We start from the raw sequence: 18,088 nt of genomic DNA on the forward strand, positions 1-18,088 counted from the left end.
TTCTTTGAATTGACAGAATAGTAAATTATGAGTGTACGTTTAGTGTTAGCCAAAGGGCGCGAAAAATCATTACTGCGCCGCCATCCGTGGGTATTTTCCGGTGCTGTCGCACGTATGGAAGGTAAAGCCAACCTCGGTGAAACCATCGATATTGTTGACCATCAGGGTAAATGGTTAGCACGCGGCGCGTACTCACCCGCGTCGCAGATCCGTGCACGCGTCTGGACATTTGACAAGTCTGAGTCCATCGATATTGATTTCTTTACCCGTCGTCTGCAGCAGGCGCAGACATGGCGTGACTGGCTGGCGAAAAAAGACGGTCTGGACAGCTACCGTCTGATCGCCGGAGAATCCGATGGTCTGCCGGGTGTCACCATTGACCGCTTCGGCAACTTCCTGGTGTTGCAGTTGCTCAGTGCGGGAGCTGAATACCAACGCGCCGCCCTGATTAGCGCTCTGCAAATTGTTTTCCCGGACTGCGCCATTTATGACCGTAGCGATGTGGCCGTGCGTAAAAAAGAAGGTATGGAGCTGACTCAAGGGCCAGTAACGGGCCAGCTTCCGCCAGCACTGCTGCCAATTGAAGAGCACGGCATGAAGCTACTGGTTGATATTCAGCATGGTCACAAAACCGGCTACTACCTCGATCAACGCGATAGCCGCCTGGCCACGCGTCGTTATGTGGAAAATCAGCGTGTGCTGAACTGTTTCTCTTATACCGGTGGATTTGCGGTTTCAGCATTAATGGGTGGCTGCCGTCAGGTCGTCAGCGTTGACACCTCTCAGGAAGCGCTCGATATTGCCCGCCAGAACGTGGAACTGAACAAGCTGGATCTGAGCAAAGCTGAGTTCGTGCGTGATGATGTGTTCAAACTTCTGCGAGCTTATCGCGATCGTGGTGAGAAATTCGACGTCATCGTGATGGATCCGCCGAAATTTGTCGAAAACAAAAGCCAGTTGATGGGTGCCTGCCGCGGCTATAAGGACATCAATATGCTGGCTATTCAGTTACTCAATCCGGGCGGCGTACTGCTGACTTTCTCCTGCTCTGGGCTTATGACCACCGATTTATTTCAGAAAATCATCGCTGATGCCGCAATAGATGCTGGTCGTGATGTACAATTTATAGAGCAGTTCCGTCAGGCCGCCGATCACCCGGTGATCGCTACCTACCCGGAAGGGCTGTATCTGAAAGGGTTTGCCTGTCGCATCATGTAACTTGAAAAGTGGAATATTACCCTTACATAGAGGGTATCTATTTCCCGGGAGGTGACTATGATTGCCAGCAAATTCGGTATCGGCCAGCAGGTCCGCCATTCCCTGTTAGGTTACCTCGGAGTGGTCGTGGATATCGACCCGGAATATTCGCTTGATCAACCGTCAGCCGATGAGTTGGCGGTTAACGACGAACTTCGCGCCGCTCCCTGGTATCACGTGGTGATGGAAGACGATAATGGTCTGCCAGTACATACGTATCTGGCCGAAGCACAACTGAGTAGTGAGCTACAGGAAGAACATCCGGAGCAACCGTCGATGGATGAACTGGCGCGAACAATTCGAAAACAGCTTCAGGCCCCGCGCCTGCGCAATTGATGCAAACACAGACCCGATTAGCTAATCGGGTCTGTGCGTTTTGTTCGGCTACAGATCAACCTTACTTCGCCAGTCCCAGCCGCGGGATCTCAATCGCCGGGCAACGATCCATTACCACCGTCAACCCTGCATCACGAGCCAGTACGGCTGCCTGCTCGTTAATCACGCCGAGCTGCATCCATAGGGTCTTCGCGCCGATGGCAATTGCCTCCTGAGCAACACCCCACGCCGCTTCGGAATTACGGAAGACATCTACCATATCCACTTTCTCTGGTACATCTGCCAGCGTCGCATAGCCCTGCTGCCCCAGCAGTGTTTTTCCGGCAACTTTCGGTGAAACAGGAATAACGTGATAGCCCTGATCGAGTAAATATTTCATAACCCGATAGCTTGGGCGATCGGGTTTATCGCTTGCTCCCACCAGTGCAATCGTGCGGGTCGTTGTCAAAATGCCAGCAATATCGGTCTCTTTCATCGTTTTCCTCCAGGCTGTTTAGCAAAGTGTACGACAAACCGGACTTTGCGACCATTCATCCCATACTGGCGCATGAGAGCTAAACTCAAAAATATGTCTATATGTTAGTAAACATGATTATCGAAAAATTTAGATACATCTTATACAGATTTTTTCTGGACAGGAGAAACCTATGAAAGCCGGCATTGTGACAGCCTTAATTGCCCTGTGTTTGCCGGTAACCGTTTTTGCTACCTCTCTACGTCTGTCTAATGATATTGACCTTCTGGTGCTGGACGGAAAAAAAGTCTCCAGCTCATTACTGCGTGGTGCCGAAAGTATTGAGCTGGAAAATGGTCGGCACCAGCTCGTGTTTCGCGTAGAAAAAACCATTCGCCTGTCCAGCCACGAAGAACGTCTGTATATTTCGCCCCCGCTGGTCATCAGCTTTGATACCCAACTCGTCAGTCAGGTTAATTTTCACCTGCCACGTCTGAGCAACGAGCGAGATGCAACGCATTTTGATGATGCCCCACGCGTAGAACTGCTGGATGGGGATTCCATGCCTATACCGGTTAAGCTGGATATTCTGTCAATCACATCCACCGCAAAAATCGTAGATTATGAAATGGAAACAGAGCGCTATAACAAAGCGGCTAAGCATGCGTCTTTACCGCAATTTGCCACGATGATGGCCGATGACAGTTCGCTGCTTTCCGGGGTATCTGAACTGGACCGCGTGCCGCCTCAGTCACAAACGCTGACTGAGCAGCGCTTAAAATATTGGTTTCAACAGGCTGACGCACAAACGCGGAGTAACTTCTTACAATGGGCTGAGAAACAGCCCCCATCGTGACATTTATGTTCGTATACGCATTTTTTTTGTCTTTCTCTTGCAGCGTCAAGTGCTTCCAGTACTCTGTAACAAGGTTAACTTGGGAGCTGTACTATGGAATTAACGACTCGCACATTACCAGCGCAGAAACATATTGCGTTGGTCGCACACGATCACTGCAAAAAGATGTTGATGAGCTGGGTTGAACGCCACCAGCCATTACTGGAACAACACGTTCTGTATGCTACAGGGACAACTGGAAATTTAATTCAACGCGCGACAGGAATGGACGTCAATGCCATGCTGAGCGGCCCAATGGGGGGTGACCAGCAGGTGGGTGCGCTAATTTCAGAAGGGAAAATTGATGTGCTGATTTTCTTCTGGGATCCGCTCAACGCCGTTCCCCACGATCCTGATGTCAAAGCCCTGCTACGCCTGGCCACAGTCTGGAACATTCCGGTCGCCACCAACGTGTCAACGGCTGATTTTATTATCCAGTCGCCAAACTTCAACGACGCAACGGATATCTTGATCCCGGATTACGCCCGTTATCTTGCAGAACGCCTCAAATAAACGCTAAGCAGGCGGCAACTGCCGCCTGCTTTTCAGGGTTTCCGGGTCACCGGAACGTCTAATTGCTTAAGCTCACCAACAAAACATGATGGCGCGTCTTTGCTAAACAGTAGCCATACCCGATGTCGTGCACGCGTTAGCGCCACATACAGCAACCGCCGCTCTTCAGCATCAGGAAAATCTTCAACAGCCGGGAGTAACGCCTCTTCCATAATCGACTCACGAGCCGGAGCCGGAAAACCGTCATTCCCGTCATGAAGCCCCATAACAATGACGTAATCCGCCTGCTGCCCTTTGCTGGCATGAATAGTCATAAAATCCAACTGCAGCTTGGGCCAGCGGGTGGCCGCTTTGTCCAGGCTGGCTGGCTTCAGATGATGGTACCGCGCCAGCACCAAAATTCTCTCTTCAGCTTTCACAAAACCCGACAGCTTATCCAGCAACAGATCTAACTGACTTTCATCGAGCAACGTGACTGCTTTTTTATCACCGGTCGTCAGACTGTTCAGCGGTTTCGTGAGCTGATGTGGGTTTTGCTGGATAAACTGGTTTGCGACTTCGCCAATCCGGCTATTAAAACGGTAAGTCGTATCCAGATTACAGCTATCGCCCTCACCAAAATTTTGCTGGAATGCGGTCGTCAGAGAAAGCTGTGCTCCGCTGAACCGGTAAATGGCCTGCCAGTCATCTCCCACGGCAAACAGCGTGGTCTGCGAGTTTTGCTTTCGCAAGGCGGCTAACAGGGCGGCGCGCTGAGGGGAAATATCCTGAAATTCATCGACCAGAATATGTTTCCACGGACTGATAAACCGCCCCTTCTCCAGAATGACAATAGCCTGATGGATCAACCCGGAGAAATCGACGGCATTCTCATCCTTCAGGGCACTCTTCCAGGCCTTGAGCAGCGGCGCCATTAGCTTTATGCGTTTACTGAACAGATCGCGGATCTCCTCCGGAGCATTAGCAATCATCTCCGCCTGTGCTCCACCATGCATCCGCATCAAACTAACCCAGCGATCCAACCGGGAGGCCAGACGGCGCTGTAATTTTTCGTCATCCCAGAAGTTACCTTCGGGTACAGACCACTGCATTTCTTCTTCTAACCATTGTCGCCAGCCTTTAGCCTGAGCCTTTTTCTCACTGCACTGCTGACGCCAGGTCGTTATAAAGAGTTTACTGCGAGCGGCGGCATCATTTTCCAGCTTGCTCACTGTTGGAACTTTTTTGCTACCTTGCGAAATAATGTACAACGCCAGTGAATGGAACGTCCGCGCAGGGACCTCGTCCGTATGCAGACGCTCACGAATGCGGTCATCCATCTCCTGGGCTGCTTTGCGTCCAAACGCCAGCAACAGGATCTGTTCTGGCGCGGCTTCTCCTCGTGCAAGCAGCCAGCCCGCACGGGCGACCAATACGGATGTTTTGCCGCTTCCGGCCCCCGCAAGAACCAATAAAGATTGCTCACCGTTCACTACCGCACGCGCCTGAGCCGGATTCAACGGCGAAGATTCAATATGCTGGAAAAACTCAGCATACTCTTCCAGCATTGCCTCGGTGTACGCCTGATTGTGCTGTAAGCGGCAGGCTTCAATGTCCTTCAACCATGCCAGGCATTGACGTAACGCCTCCCGGCAATTTTCAAATTCTTCCAGCCGATTAACCGGGAGCGGTAACGCGGCAAAGGCACGGCGAATCTGCTGCTGCAGCCCTGACGTTTGTTCGCGCGTCAGCCATTTACTTTCACTAGTACGCGCCGCTATCGCATCCAACTGCTGCTGTAAAACCCCCGCAGCAACGTCACTCATTTCCTGGCTCCACTGCTGCCAGAGTGCATTCAAATGATGATGGAAGCGCTGGGTTTCCGCCCACTCTGTACCGTGAAGACGAACCACCTTCTCATCCGGGAGTACAAACTCCAGCTCGCCCCACACCAGACCACGTTTGCAATGAATAGCCAGTAACTGATTGAAGGGAATAAGATACTCGTGACGATCGCCGGAAACTTTAATCCCGGCATTGAGAATAACGGCCCGATCGTAAGGGTGTTGTGCCAGACGTTTTCCAAGAGAAGTAGCTTTCAGTTCCATAAGACTCAAGCGGATCCACACGAAGAGGTTTGCTTATCAGTGTAACCGCCAGAGAAAACGTGCTCCAGCCCAAAAAAACGTTACAATTGCCGAATTCACAGAAAACCAGAGTTAACCGAGGGTTTATGCGTACTGTTCTGAATATTTTAAATTTTGTGCTTGGGGGGTTCGCCACCACCCTGGCTTGGTTACTGGCAACGCTGGTCAGTATCGTGCTTATTTTTACTTTACCCTTGACCCGTTCATGCTGGGAGATAACCCGACTTTCGCTGTTTCCCTATGGCAACGAAGCGATACATGTCGATGAACTGAATCCTGCCGGTAAAAGCGTCCTGTTGAATACCGGCGGCACCGTGCTCAATATTTTCTGGCTAATTTTCTTCGGCTGGTGGTTGTGTCTGATGCACATTGTCTCTGGTATTGCTCAGTGCATAACGATTATTGGTATTCCGGTTGGCATTGCGAACTTTAAAATCGCTGCCATTGCGCTCTGGCCGGTGGGTCGCCGGGTAGTTTCAGTAGAAGTTGCCCGTGCAGCGCGTGAAGCCAATGCACGTCGTCGCTTTGAATAATCAGGACCAATGGCCTTTATGTTAAGTCCTCTGCTCAAACGCTATACCTGGAACAGCACCTGGCTGTACTACGTGCGGATTTTTATCGCGCTATGCGGTACAACGGCGCTGCCCTGGTGGCTGGGTGACGTCAAGCTGACCATCCCTCTCACGCTAGGTATGGTCGCTGCCGCACTTACCGATCTCGATGATCGTCTCGCGGGCCGACTGCGCAATTTAATCATCACGCTGGTGTGCTTTTTTATTGCCTCAGCCTCCGTTGAACTGCTCTTCCCATGGCCCTGGCTGTTTGCTATTGGGTTAACGCTTTCCACCAGCGGTTTTATTCTGCTGGGGGGATTAGGCCAGCGCTATGCAACCATCGCTTTTGGCGCGTTGCTCATCGCCATTTACACGATGCTGGGCACCTCGCTTTACGATCAGTGGTATCAACAACCAATCCTGCTGCTCGCGGGCGCTATCTGGTATAACCTGCTGACGCTCACCGGGCATCTTCTGTTCCCCATCCGCCCCTTACAGGACAATCTGGCCCGCAGCTACGAACAATTAGCGCACTACCTGGAACTGAAGTCGCGTCTTTTTGATCCCGACATCGAAGATGAAAGCCAGGCGCCGTTGTATGATTTAGCCCTCGCTAATGGGCAACTGATGGCAACGCTAAACCAGACCAAAGTGTCGCTGCTGACTCGCCTGCGCGGTGACCGTGGACAACGGGGAACACGTCGCACGCTACATTACTATTTTGTGGCGCAGGATATTCATGAACGCGCAAGCTCCTCACATATTCAGTATCAAACGCTACGCGATCATTTCCGTCATAGCGATGTGATGTTCCGCTTCCAGCGGTTGATGTCGATGCAAGGACAAGCCTGTTCACAATTGTCTCGTTGTATTTTATTGCGCACGCCTTACCAGCACGATCCGCACTTTGAGCGCGTCTTCACCCATATAGATGCCGCACTTGAGCGCATGCGTGCCAGCGGTGAGCCTGCAGATCTGCTCAATACGCTGGGATTCTTACTATCGAACCTGCGGGCTATCGATGCGCAACTGGCCACCATTGAGTCTGAACAGGCTCAGGTACTCTCGCGCAATGAGTCTGAAAATCAGCTTGCTGATGACAGTCCCCATGGATTCAGTGATATCTGGTTACGCCTGAGCCGTAATTTCACCCCAGAGTCCGCACTGTTTCGCCATGCCGTCCGCATGTCGTTAGTGCTCTGTGTTGGTTATGCCATTATCCAGGTAACCGGCATGAATCACGGATACTGGATCTTGCTGACCAGCCTGTTTGTCTGTCAACCAAACTACAATGCCACCCGACATCGCCTGGCGCTCAGGATTATCGGCACGTTGGTTGGGATTGCCATCGGTTTACCGATCCTGTGGTTTGTGCCCTCTTTAGAAGGGCAGCTAATACTTTTAGTGATCACTGGTGTACTGTTTTTTGCCTTTCGCAACGTCCAGTATGCGCATGCCACCATGTTTATCACGCTGCTGGTATTACTGTGCTTTAACCTGCTCGGCGAAGGCTTTGAGGTTGCGCTGCCGCGTGTCATCGATACGCTAATTGGCTGTGCTATCGCCTGGGCGGCTGTCAGTTTCATCTGGCCAGACTGGCGTTTTCGTAATCTACCACGGGTAATTGAGCGGGCGACTGACGCTAACTGCCGCTACCTTGATGCAATTCTCGAACAATATCATCAGGGTCGTGATAATCGTCTGGCCTACCGTATCGCTCGCCGTGACGCGCATAACCGTGATGCTGAACTCGCCTCCGTGGTGTCAAACATGTCGAGCGAGCCGGATGTGACGGCCCAAACCCGCGAAACGGCGTTCCGTTTACTGTGTCTCAACCATACGTTTACCAGCTATATTTCTGCGCTTGGCGCACATCGCGAACAGTTGACCAATCCAGACGTTCTGGCATTGCTGGATGACGCTGTTTGCTATGTTGATGATGCCCTTCACCATCAACCCGCTGACGAGCAACGCGTATACCAGGCGTTAGAAGGGCTGAAGCAGCGAATTCAGCACCTGGAACCACGCCCGGACAGTAAAGAGCCTCTGGTCGTTCAGCAAGTTGGGTTATTGATCGCTCTGCTCCCGGAAATCCGGCGATTACAGCAGCAAATTGCCGTACTACCTTCTAATACCCCGGTTCCGGCGTAAGAGAACTTACCCACTCCACCAGCTCCTGGCGACGCGTCGCCGGGAGCGCGGCTTCATGTATCCCCCCTACCGCGCCTTCAAGGGCATAGAGTACTTTTACCGTCAGAGCCGGGTTATTTTGCCGAAGTTTCAGCCAGCACATTTGTGCTCCCAACGACCGCATAGTCCCCTCATCTTTAATTCCAACTTCATTCAGCAGAGTCTCCAGATGAAACGTCATATTTGGCAATTCCCGCAGACGATGCTGGGTAAAGCGACTCTGTTTTTCCTTAACCGCTGCATCCAACGAATATCGCGATAACGACACCAGTTGCTGCTGGTTTTGCCACAGGGCATCGTTCACCTGGTAATAATTAAGTACAAGAGGACGTCCCCGCTTAATAAATGTCAGCCAGACAGGAGAATTTTGTACACAATACTGGGCGCTCTGTTCACAGGCGCGAAGATACAACTCACCATTGGCGACCATGGCAAAGACCGTATCGCCAACCGTCAGACTGTAGCCACCAAACAGTGAGCGATAGTGAATTGTCCCCAGAGAAGCCAGATATTCCTGCGATTTATAGATCCTTGCATAAGAAAGCTCTTTCATAAAAATCCTTTTTAAATCATAACGTAAGAAAATGATTTTCAATAGCGGATCCGTTAATGACGAAAATAGGCAACTTATGCGTATGGGGCAAGATGAATTTTATTTTTCCCGTGACGACGACTAAAAATTGCGAACCTGTTTCCGAAAATAAGGTTGATCTTTGTTGATAGCAGGGTTACTGTATATTCATACAGTAACTCACAGGGCTGGATTGATTATGTACACTTCAGGCTATGCAAATCGTTCTTCGTCGTTCTCTTCCGCATCAAGCAACATTGCGCGCGTTTCATCAGAGAACGCAACCGCTGGGCTTATCAGTGAAGTAGTCTATCGCGAGGACCAGCCCATGATGACGCAACTACTGCTGCTTCCTCTGCTGCAACAGTTAGGGCAGCAATCACGCTGGCAGCTGTGGCTGACGCCTCAGCAAAAATTAAGCCGGGAGTGGGTGCAGTCAGCCGGACTTCCATTGACAAAAGTAATGCAGATTAGCCAACTCTCCCCCTGCAATACGCTGGAATCGATGATCCGTGCGCTGCGCACAGGTAATTACAGTGTTGTCATTGGCTGGCTGGCGGAAGAATTAACGGAAGATGAACATGCCGAGCTGGTAAAAGCGGCTAATGAAGGAAATGCGATGGGTTTTATCATGCGTCCTGTTTGCGCACAGTCACTTGCGGGGAGACAGCATTCCGGGCTAAAAATTCACTCGAATTTGTATCATTGAGTAAAATTAGGATTTATCCTGGAATTTTTTTTCATGCTTCAATTTGCCTTTGAGCTTTAACGCGTTTTTCGTCCGAACGCCTGTCTCAAGCGGTTTTCAGGAAATCCTCAGTGCATTTAGTCATCAATAAATGTTAAATATTATGTATACAAGCCTTTTTTTTTCATATGCCTGACGGACTTCACACTTGTAAGTTTTCAACTACGTTGTAGACTTTACATCGCCAGGGGTGCTCGGCGTAAGCCGCAGATATCGGTAGAGCAACTATTGAACTGGTCCCCGGGTGAAGGATTTAACCGTGTTATCTCTCTTCGGAGATATTCATGGCGAATTTTGGATGATAACGAGGCGCAAAAAATGAAAAAGACAGCTATCGCAATTGCAGTGGCACTGGCTGGTTTCGCTACCGTGGCGCAGGCCGCTCCGAAAGATAACACCTGGTACGCTGGTGCTAAAATGGGCTGGTCTCAGTACCATGATATTGGCAACAACCAGATCAACAACGCCGGTCCGACCCACGAAAGCCAACTGGGTGCCGGTGCGTTCGGTGGTTATCAGGTTAACCCGTACGTTGGTTTTGAAATGGGTTACGACTGGTTAGGCCGTATGCCGTACAAAGGCTACACCGACCAGACTCATCAAAACGGCGCTTTCAAAGCTCAGGGCGTTCAGCTGACCGCTAAACTGGGTTACCCAATCACTGACGATCTGGACGTTTATACCCGTCTGGGTGGTATGGTTTGGCGTGCAGACGCTAAAAACAACGAAGGCTTCAAAGACCACGACACTGGTGTATCCCCAGTATTCGCTGGTGGCGTAGAGTATGCAATTACTCCTGAAATCGCTACCCGTCTGGAATACCAGTGGACCAACAACATCGGTGACGCGAACACCGTTGGTGGTCGTCCGGATAACGGCCTGTTGAGCGTTGGTGTTTCTTACCGTTTCGGCCAGCAGGAAGAAGCAGCTCCAGTAGTTGTTGCTCCGGCTCCGGCTCCAGAAGTACAGACCAAGCACTTCACTCTGAAGTCTGACGTTCTGTTCAACTTCAACAAAGCAACTCTGAAACCAGAAGGCCAGCAGGCTCTGGACCAGATGTACAGCCAGCTGAGCAACCTGGATCCGAAAGACGGTTCCGTAGTGGTTCTGGGCTTCACTGACCGCATCGGTTCTGACGCTTACAACCAGGGTCTGTCCGAGAAACGTGCTCAGTCCGTTGTTGATTACCTGATCTCTAAAGGTATTCCTTCTGACAAAATCTCTGCACGTGGCATGGGTGAATCCAACCCAGTTACTGGCAACACCTGTGACAACGTGAAAGCTCGCGCTGCACTGATCGACTGCCTGGCTCCGGATCGTCGTGTTGAGATCGAAGTTAAAGGCATCAAAGACGTTGTAACTCAGCCTCAGGCTTAAGTTATCGTCTTATAAAAAACCCCGCTATGCGGGGTTTTTTTCATCTGTTTCCACTCAAAACAAGCCTCTTGTTACACCAGCCAACCGCTAGTCTTTTCCCAGCAACGCCTGTAAATCCTGTTTCAATGTCGACATTTTGTTCGCGTACTTCTCTTTATGCTCTGCGTCTTCAATCAGCTGCACTATAGTTTCAGAAAGCGTTTTTCCGCGCCTCTGCGCAAGACCTGCCAGACGCTGCCAGACCATAAACTCCAGATCGATCGATTTCTTACGCGTATGTTGATGCTCTGCATTAAAGTGCCGCTTACGCCTCGCCCGGATCGTTTGCTTCATACGATTGAGCAGTGCAGGGTTCATGTATTCTTCAATCCAGGCGTTGACCCGAACCGGTTCATTTTCGAGGGTTAGCAACAAATCAACGGCTTCTTTGGCAGCGCTGGCTTCCACATAGCGGGTAATCAACTCCCCCTCGCGATGCTTCTTCACCAGGTACTTCCATTTCCATCCGCTTTCAAGATTTTCAAGTTGTTGATATTTCATTGCGATCTCAATGTTACCGTGTAACTCTTATCAGAATATCAGCTTTTTCGGCATCTGAAGAAAAGAATATCCAGCCTGTGAACTGCCGCGCGTCATCACAACCGTTTCGCGGCGCTTTCCAGGTGTTTAGTGGTGAGGGTTACGGTATAATCTCGTTTTTTACAACAGACTAAAAAACATCAACTTTGACCATTACGAAACTTGCATGGCGTGATCTGGTTCCTGATACCGACAGTTATCAGGAAGTATTTGCACAGCCGCACGTCACTGACGACACCGACACCTTACTTAGTGATACTCAGCCACGTTTACAATTCGCGCTAGAGCAGCTTCTTCAGCACTGGACAACATCCTCGTTCATGTTGGTGAAAGCACCGGAGGAGCTTGAGTATCTCAACCTTATTGCAAAGGCTGCACGTCCCTTGCACACGGATGCAGGAAGCCTGACTGGCGGTCATTACGACATCTCCGGTCACACTATTCGTTATCGTACAGCTGAAAAAGCGGAAGACAATTTTGCGACGTTGACGCAGGTGGTCAGCGCTGACTGGGCCGAAGCTGAACAACTGTTTGGTTGTCTACGTCAGTTCAATGGCGAAATTACGCTGCAGCCAGGTCTGGTACATCAGGCCAATGGGGGGGTGCTGGTTATCTCATTGCGCACGCTGTTGGCCCAACCTCTGTTGTGGATGCGTCTGAAAGCCATTGTCAGCCACGAGCGTTTTGATTGGGTGGCTTTTGATGAGTCTCGCCCGCTGCCTGTCTCTGTTCCGCCTATGCCGCTTAAACTGAAAGTGATTTTGGTGGGCGAGCGTGAATCGCTGGCGGATTTCCAGGACATGGAACCAGAGTTGGCTGAACAGGCCATTTACAGCGAGTTTGAAGATAATCTGCAGATCGTGGATGCCGAAACCATGACGCAGTGGTGTCAGTGGGTCACGCATACTGCCATGCGCAATAATTTGCCTTACCCCGCTCCTGATGCCTGGCAGGTTTTGATCCGTGAAGCCGTTCGCTATACCGGTGAACAGGATACATTGCCGCTTAACCCGCTGTGGATCACCAGACAGTTCAAAGAGGTGGCCCCGTTATGCGAGAGCGAAACCTGCAACGCTGAGCAGTTCAGCCTGATGCTGGCTCAGCGCGAATGGCGTGAGGGATTCCTGGCTGAACGCATGCAGGATGAAATTCTGCAAGAGCAAATCCTTATCGAGACAGAAGGCGAGCGTATTGGCCAGATCAACGCCTTGTCGGTGATTGAGTTTCCAGGCCACCCACGCGCATTTGGCGAGCCTTCTCGTATCAGTTGCGTCGTGCATATTGGCGACGGCGAGTTTACGGACATTGAGCGCAAAGCCGAGCTCGGCGGAAATATTCATGCCAAGGGTATGATGATTATGCAGGCGTTCCTGATGTCGGAACTCCAGCTTGAGCAGCAAATCCCCTTCTCTGCCTCGCTGACCTTTGAGCAATCTTACAGCGAAGTGGACGGTGACAGCGCGTCTATGGCAGAACTGTGCGCATTGATCAGCGCCCTCGCCGACGTGCCTGTTAATCAAAGTATCGCCATTACCGGTTCTGTCGATCAGTTTGGTCGGGCGCAACCTGTCGGTGGTCTGAATGAGAAAATTGAAGGTTTCTTCGCCATCTGCCAGCAACGTGAGCTGACGGGCACGCAGGGCGTTATCATTCCTTCGGCTAACGTCAGACACCTCAGCCTGAATCCCGCGCTGCTACAGGCCATAGAAGAAGAAAAATTCACTATCTGGGCGGTGGACGACGTAACTGATGCGCTGCCACTGTTGTTAAATCTGGTGTGGGATGGCGAAGGCCAGACAACGCTGATGCAAACCATTCAGGAGCGTATTGCCACGGCTACGCAACAGGAAGGTCGTCACCGTTTTCCATGGCCGCTACGTTGGCTGAACTGGATTATTCCGAACTGATCGGACTTGTTCAGCGTACACGTGTTAGCTATCCTGCGTGCTTCAATAAAATAAGGCTTACAGAGAACATGGTAGATAAACGCGAATCCTATACGAAAGAAGACCTTCTTGCCTCTGGTCGCGGTGAACTGTTTGGCGCAAAAGGGCCACAACTGCCAGCACCAAGCATGCTGATGATGGACCGTGTCATCAAGATGACCGAAACCGGTGGCAACTTTGACAAAGGTTATGTTGAAGCTGAACTGGATATCAACCCAGACCTGTGGTTCTTCGGTTGTCACTTTATCGGCGATCCGGTGATGCCGGGCTGCCTGGGTCTCGACGCCATGTGGCAGCTGGTTGGATTCTATCTCGGCTGGCTGGGCGGCGAAGGTAAAGGCCGTGCGCTGGGCGTAGGTGAAGTTAAATTCACCGGCCAGGTTCTGCCGACTGCGAAGAAAGTCACTTACCGCATTCACTTCAAACGTATCGTTAACCGTCGCCTGATCATGGGCCTGGCTGATGGTGAAGTGCTGGTTGATGGTCGTTTGATCTACACCGCAAACGATCTGAAAGTGGGTCTGTTCCAGGACACTTCCGCGTTCTAATCCAGGACTGCGTAGCAGCCAGACATTAACGTTTCTCCGTTTTATCTGGTGTGCAAAAAGGCGAAACCTCCGCTCTGCGGAGGTTTCTTTTATCTAAAGAGACAGAATCAGGCCATTAAAACCCTATCCCCCATGGCTTCTCGCCAGCCTCCCAGCCAGTATGACCTCTGATTCAGCGTCTGATAGGGACACATTTCTTTTGAGCGTCCGGCAATGCCGGCCTGATATCCACGTTGATGTGCCCGTTCCAGGCGATCTCGTTTTTGTCTCTTCATGCCTCGTTTCCCTCATTTTTTGGTCTGGTGGAAAAGAAAACAGTGATTACTAAGTGTGCAATCACACTAAACGAATACCCCTAAACATTAGGCTCGTCAATGCGCAAAATTCACGCCAGTGTCATATTTGTGAGCTAGCCTCTAAATCATTTGTACAAAAATAGTCAGTCAGAACAGCTATCTCCACGGCTAAAAAAATAAAAAAAACCGCCCCGGGCGGTGAGCCAGGGGCGGCATAATTTACAATTATTTAAGCTTATGGGATGCGTTTCAGCTCTTGAGCAATAGCCGTCGCTTCCTGACTCCAGGCGTTAGCAAGAACCTTCACCATCTCATCGTAGCCGTCTTTAGTCTGTACAGCTTCGATGTGGAATGGACGTTTGATCAGTTGTCCCTGATGATTCAGCAACCATTCTCCACTCACGATAACCTTACCATCGTAACGACCGTGGAAGCCGGTTACGGTGACGTTCAGCGTGTCCTGAGTGCTTCCCAGCGGCTGCGAAGCAACAACCCAGCCAGGCAACTGCATGCTGAGGTTAGCAACCAGCGTATTGCGCAATTGCTGATCTAATGGGCTGGCCCAGAGATTATTATTGGCTATAACATATTGCACATCGCTGGTCTGGTAAACCACCCCATTACCGGCCAGATAATCAGGTACCGCAATCTGTTCAACCCACAGCAGACGGTTTCCCTGATTGGCGGAGCTCTGCACACCGCCTTGTGCGATAGGGAGCTGGTAATAGCTTTTATTCTCTCCGCTGGAGCTGCATGACGTCAACCAGACCGCCATCATCACCACTAGCCACTTTTTCATTGTTTCGCCCTCTTCGGCTCTGGATCTTTCTTGTCCTTCGCTTCAAATACCAGCGCATTACTCTTATCGTTCAGCGTTTTCAGTACCGGTTGCAGTTCACGTAGCACCTGATCAAGACGCTGCATATCTGCCACCATCTTGTTGTAGGCCGCAGAACCAGGCTGGAAGCCCTGCATGCTACGATTTAGTTCACGCAGCGTGTTCTGCATATCCGCCGGAAGATCCTGCATCGACTGGCTGGACGTGATCTTGTTCATGTTATCCAGCGTGGTTTGCAGATGCTTCATCGTGCGCTGGCTTTCCGACAGCGTATTGGTTGCCTGCTCAATCATCGGGTTCAGCGGCAGATTATTAATCTTATCCAACGCTTCCATCAGACGCTGTTGGATCTGCGCCAGACCACCGCTCACGGTCGGAATAATTTGATAACCATTAAATTCGCGTACACCAGTAATCGGCGGCTCTTTCGGATAGAAGTCGAGATCGACATAAAGCGCGCCGGTCACCAGGTTCCCGGTTTTGAGCGATGCCCGTAATCCGCGTTTAAGCAATTCCGCCAGATGAGCACCAACATCAGTATCTTCGCCCAGCTGCGCCTTCAGACGTTCTGGTTCGATGCGTACCAGCACCGGAATGCGATAATCATTGTTGAACACCTGGCGCATATTCGGTGAGAAGAAAGGTACTTTACTCACCGTACCCAAGCGGATGCCACGGAATTCCAGCGGCGCACCAGGCTGCAGGCCACGAATCGAATCTTTAAAGAACATCAGATAATCGATATGATCGGTATACAGTGAATCCTGAATACTTTTTTGATCGTCATAAAGATTAAACGCTGACTGTTGTGCGACCGGCTCGCCCTGCTCTAAACCTTCTGGCACATCAAAACTTACACCACCGCCAAACAGCGTGGAGAGCGATCCCATTTCTACGCGCATACCTGCTGAGGTAAGATCTACGGCGATCCCGCTGTCTTTCCAGAAACGCACATTACTTGTCACCAGACGATCGTTAGGCGCATTAATGAAAAGCTGATAGCTGATCGTACGCTTTTGCGCATCAAATGTACTGGTTTCAACCGAACCTACACGATAGCCGCGAAAAAGCACCGGATCGCCCGGACTCAACTGACCGGCTTTTTTGCTGTCCAGAATCACACGGATCCCTTTTGCATCTGGCGGGGCCAGCGGCGGTGAATCCAGCAGTTGGTAATTTTCCAGCTTACTGCCTTTATTGCCAGGCTGCAGTTCAATATAAGCCCCGGACAATAGCGTGCCGAGCCCACTTATACCTTCACGTCCAACCTGCGGCTTCACCACCCAAAAGACAGAATCTTTATGCAGCAGCTTTTCCATTCCGGAGTTAAGGCGCGCTTTAATCTCCACATGGGTCAGATCATCCGTCAGGGTTGCGCTCTCAACGATGCCGACGTCCACACTGCGGCTCTTAATCGTCGTCTTGCCCCCTTCAATACCTTCGGCATTGGTGGTAATAAGCGTGACCTGTGGCCCCTGATGACTGTAGTGATAAAACAGAACCCACGCGCCAATGAGTGCAGTGACGATAGGAAATATCCACACGGGCGACCAGTTTTTTACCTTTTGCACTTTGGCTTCCCCACTTTTAGATTCCATGCTGTCAGGACTCCTCATGGCCTGGTTCTGGTTCACGATCCCACGACAGACGCGGATCAAATGTCATCGCAGAAAACATTGTCATAATGACGACTAAAGCAAACATCAAAGCACCCATTGCAGGATAAATGTTCATTAACCCTCCCATGCGCACCAGCGCAGAGAGTACCGCAATCACAAAGACGTCGATCATTGACCAGCGACCGACAAATTCCACGACCTCATAAATTAAATGCATCCGTTCACTGTCGCGCTTGCCGTGCCCCTTGGCGTCCCAGCATAGCCAGGCAATGGCGATCATTTTCAACGTCGGCACCATAATACTGGCGATAAAGATAACCGCAGCCACCGGATACGAGCCTTCGCTCCAGATTAAAACCACCCCCTCAAGTATGGTTGACGGCAGCTTTGACCCGAGCAAATCGGTAATCATAATCGGCAGAATATTGGCAGGAAGATAAAGCATGATCGACGTAAACAGTAATGCCAACGTCCATTGCAGACTGTTTTTACGCCGCACATAGCCTTTCGTCTGACAGCGTGGGCACACCCGTTCATCAGCGGGAAGTATTGCAGTGCAGCAAGAGCAGGAACGCAGTCCCTGTCGAATACCAGGCACGCCAGGTTTTAAGGCCTGCTTTATGACAGGCATTGGCGCAATATCATCCCATAGCCAGCGACGGTCAACGCACTGAAATGCACGCAACTGTAAAACGCAAAAGAAGCACCACGGAATAAAGCTGCTGCCCACGCCGATATCGCCGTAGGCCATCAGCTTAACAAAGCTCACCAGCACGCCGGCGAGGAAGATTTCTGCCATTCCCCAGCTTTTTAACTGAAACAAAATGCGCGCCAGCCATGCTTTAAGCCGCTCGGGCATCTGAACCCGGTTTACCAGTAGCAGGATCGTCAGCAGGCAAAAGGCCGGAACCAGCTGAACGAATAAGATAAAGAAAGTGCCGAGACTGGCGTAATCTTCAGAAAAGAGTACGCTGGGAATTTGCAGCAACGTCACTTCACTACTCACCCCTGCGACGTTCATATTCACAAAGGGAAAGAGGTTTGACAGCAGCAGCATAAATAGTGCGGCTAAAACATAGGCAGTGGGACGCTGCCGGGGCGCGTCCCACTCAACGGTTAACGTAGTGCCACATCGTGGACATGCCGCTTTCTGACCATGCTCAAGGCGAGGTAACGCCACCAGCATGTCACACTGCGAGCACAAAATATGCTTCGCGGCATGGTGATGTTCGCACATAGGT

General features: G+C 50.9%; 18 protein-coding genes. 10 read left to right on the top strand and 8 right to left on the bottom strand.

Going from position 1 to position 18,088, the window contains the following annotated elements:
• Positions 1-27 precede the first annotated feature (27 nt).
• Both rlmI and hspQ read left to right on the top strand, forming a co-directional pair.
• Positions 28-1,218, top strand: a complete 1,191-nt coding sequence (gene rlmI / locus GUC46_RS15140; protein WP_048233409.1) for a 23S rRNA (cytosine(1962)-C(5))-methyltransferase RlmI — start codon at positions 28-30, stop codon at positions 1,216-1,218.
• Positions 1,219-1,275: 57 nt separating this feature from the next.
• Positions 1,276-1,593: a heat shock protein HspQ gene (hspQ, locus tag GUC46_RS15145; RefSeq protein ID WP_003035905.1), complete on the top strand. Its 318-nt coding sequence runs from the start codon at positions 1,276-1,278 to the stop codon at positions 1,591-1,593.
• 61 nt (positions 1,594-1,654) lie between these two features.
• Here hspQ and GUC46_RS15150 read toward each other — a convergent pair whose 3' ends face one another.
• Positions 1,655-2,068: a CoA-binding protein gene (locus GUC46_RS15150; protein ID WP_003035903.1), complete on the bottom strand. Its 414-nt coding sequence runs from the start codon at positions 2,066-2,068 to the stop codon at positions 1,655-1,657.
• Between the two features lie 172 nt (positions 2,069-2,240).
• Here GUC46_RS15150 and GUC46_RS15155 point away from each other — a divergent pair, with 172 nt between their 5' ends.
• Entirely contained in the window at positions 2,241-2,903 is a 663-nt protein-coding gene (locus GUC46_RS15155; protein WP_003836835.1) for a DUF2057 family protein, read from the top strand.
• Between the two features lie 93 nt (positions 2,904-2,996).
• On the top strand, positions 2,997-3,455 hold the full coding sequence (gene mgsA / locus GUC46_RS15160) for a methylglyoxal synthase (RefSeq protein WP_044700753.1): 459 nt from the start codon (positions 2,997-2,999) through the stop codon (positions 3,453-3,455).
• Between the two features lie 32 nt (positions 3,456-3,487).
• On the opposite strand, the gene helD is transcribed toward mgsA, so the two are convergent.
• Complete coding sequence (helD, locus tag GUC46_RS15165) at positions 3,488-5,542, bottom strand: DNA helicase IV (RefSeq protein ID WP_121571601.1); 2,055 nt, start codon at positions 5,540-5,542, stop codon at positions 3,488-3,490.
• Positions 5,543-5,667: 125 nt separating this feature from the next.
• Here helD and GUC46_RS15170 point away from each other — a divergent pair, with 125 nt between their 5' ends.
• Together GUC46_RS15170 and yccS are read left to right on the top strand one after the other, a co-directional pair.
• Positions 5,668-6,114 carry a YccF domain-containing protein gene (locus GUC46_RS15170; protein WP_003035892.1) on the top strand — a complete coding sequence of 149 codons (447 nt, stop codon included), beginning with the start codon at positions 5,668-5,670 and terminating at the stop codon, positions 6,112-6,114.
• 18 nt (positions 6,115-6,132) lie between these two features.
• Complete coding sequence (gene yccS, locus GUC46_RS15175) at positions 6,133-8,286, top strand: YccS family putative transporter (RefSeq protein ID WP_032941200.1); 2,154 nt, start codon at positions 6,133-6,135, stop codon at positions 8,284-8,286.
• Here yccS and GUC46_RS15180 read toward each other — a convergent pair.
• A complete protein-coding gene (locus GUC46_RS15180) occupies positions 8,264-8,878 on the bottom strand; it encodes a TfoX/Sxy family DNA transformation protein (protein WP_003035889.1) in 615 nt (204 codons plus the stop codon). The genes yccS and GUC46_RS15180 overlap by 23 nt on opposite strands.
• A gap of 217 nt (positions 8,879-9,095) precedes the next feature.
• Here GUC46_RS15180 and sulA point away from each other — a divergent pair, with 217 nt between their 5' ends.
• Entirely contained in the window at positions 9,096-9,605 is a 510-nt protein-coding gene (sulA, locus tag GUC46_RS15185; protein ID WP_032948945.1) for an SOS-induced cell division inhibitor SulA, read from the top strand.
• A gap of 357 nt (positions 9,606-9,962) precedes the next feature.
• Positions 9,963-11,021: a porin OmpA gene (gene ompA / locus GUC46_RS15190; protein ID WP_003836839.1), complete on the top strand. Its 1,059-nt coding sequence runs from the start codon at positions 9,963-9,965 to the stop codon at positions 11,019-11,021.
• An 87-nt stretch (positions 11,022-11,108) separates the two neighbouring features.
• Here the strand turns inward: ompA and matP are convergent, their stop codons facing one another.
• Positions 11,109-11,561, bottom strand: coding sequence for a macrodomain Ter protein MatP (gene matP / locus GUC46_RS15195; RefSeq protein ID WP_003035881.1), 453 nt, complete (start codon positions 11,559-11,561; stop codon positions 11,109-11,111).
• 185 nt (positions 11,562-11,746) lie between these two features.
• Between matP and GUC46_RS15200 the strand changes: the two genes are divergently transcribed.
• The gene (locus GUC46_RS15200; RefSeq protein WP_094544804.1) at positions 11,747-13,507 is read left to right on the top strand and encodes a Lon protease family protein; all 1,761 of its coding nucleotides are present in this window, start codon (positions 11,747-11,749) and stop codon (positions 13,505-13,507) included.
• A 68-nt stretch (positions 13,508-13,575) separates the two neighbouring features.
• The gene (gene fabA, locus GUC46_RS15205; protein ID WP_003035875.1) at positions 13,576-14,094 is read left to right on the top strand and encodes a bifunctional 3-hydroxydecanoyl-ACP dehydratase/trans-2-decenoyl-ACP isomerase; all 519 of its coding nucleotides are present in this window, start codon (positions 13,576-13,578) and stop codon (positions 14,092-14,094) included.
• Between the two features lie 107 nt (positions 14,095-14,201).
• Here fabA and rmf read toward each other — a convergent pair whose 3' ends face one another.
• The 4 genes from rmf to pqiA all read right to left on the bottom strand — a co-directional run bounded on the left by rmf (position 14,202) and on the right by pqiA (position 18,084).
• Positions 14,202-14,369 (bottom strand): ribosome modulation factor, encoded by a 168-nt coding sequence (rmf, locus tag GUC46_RS15210; protein ID WP_003035871.1) that lies wholly within the window; start codon positions 14,367-14,369, stop codon positions 14,202-14,204.
• 256 nt (positions 14,370-14,625) lie between these two features.
• Positions 14,626-15,189, bottom strand: a complete 564-nt coding sequence (gene pqiC / locus GUC46_RS15215; protein ID WP_003035868.1) for a membrane integrity-associated transporter subunit PqiC — start codon at positions 15,187-15,189, stop codon at positions 14,626-14,628.
• Complete coding sequence (gene pqiB, locus GUC46_RS15220; protein WP_003836843.1) at positions 15,186-16,826, bottom strand: intermembrane transport protein PqiB; 1,641 nt, start codon at positions 16,824-16,826, stop codon at positions 15,186-15,188. The genes pqiC and pqiB overlap by 4 nt, the downstream gene beginning before the upstream one ends.
• Before the next feature lie 4 nt (positions 16,827-16,830).
• Positions 16,831-18,084: a membrane integrity-associated transporter subunit PqiA gene (gene pqiA / locus GUC46_RS15225; RefSeq protein ID WP_003035862.1), complete on the bottom strand. Its 1,254-nt coding sequence runs from the start codon at positions 18,082-18,084 to the stop codon at positions 16,831-16,833.
• Between the last annotated feature and the right edge of the window lie 4 nt (positions 18,085-18,088).

Origin of the sequence: Citrobacter sp. LUTT5, assembly GCF_009905315.1 — a bacterium.
Lineage (GTDB): Bacteria > Pseudomonadota > Gammaproteobacteria > Enterobacterales > Enterobacteriaceae > Citrobacter > Citrobacter freundii.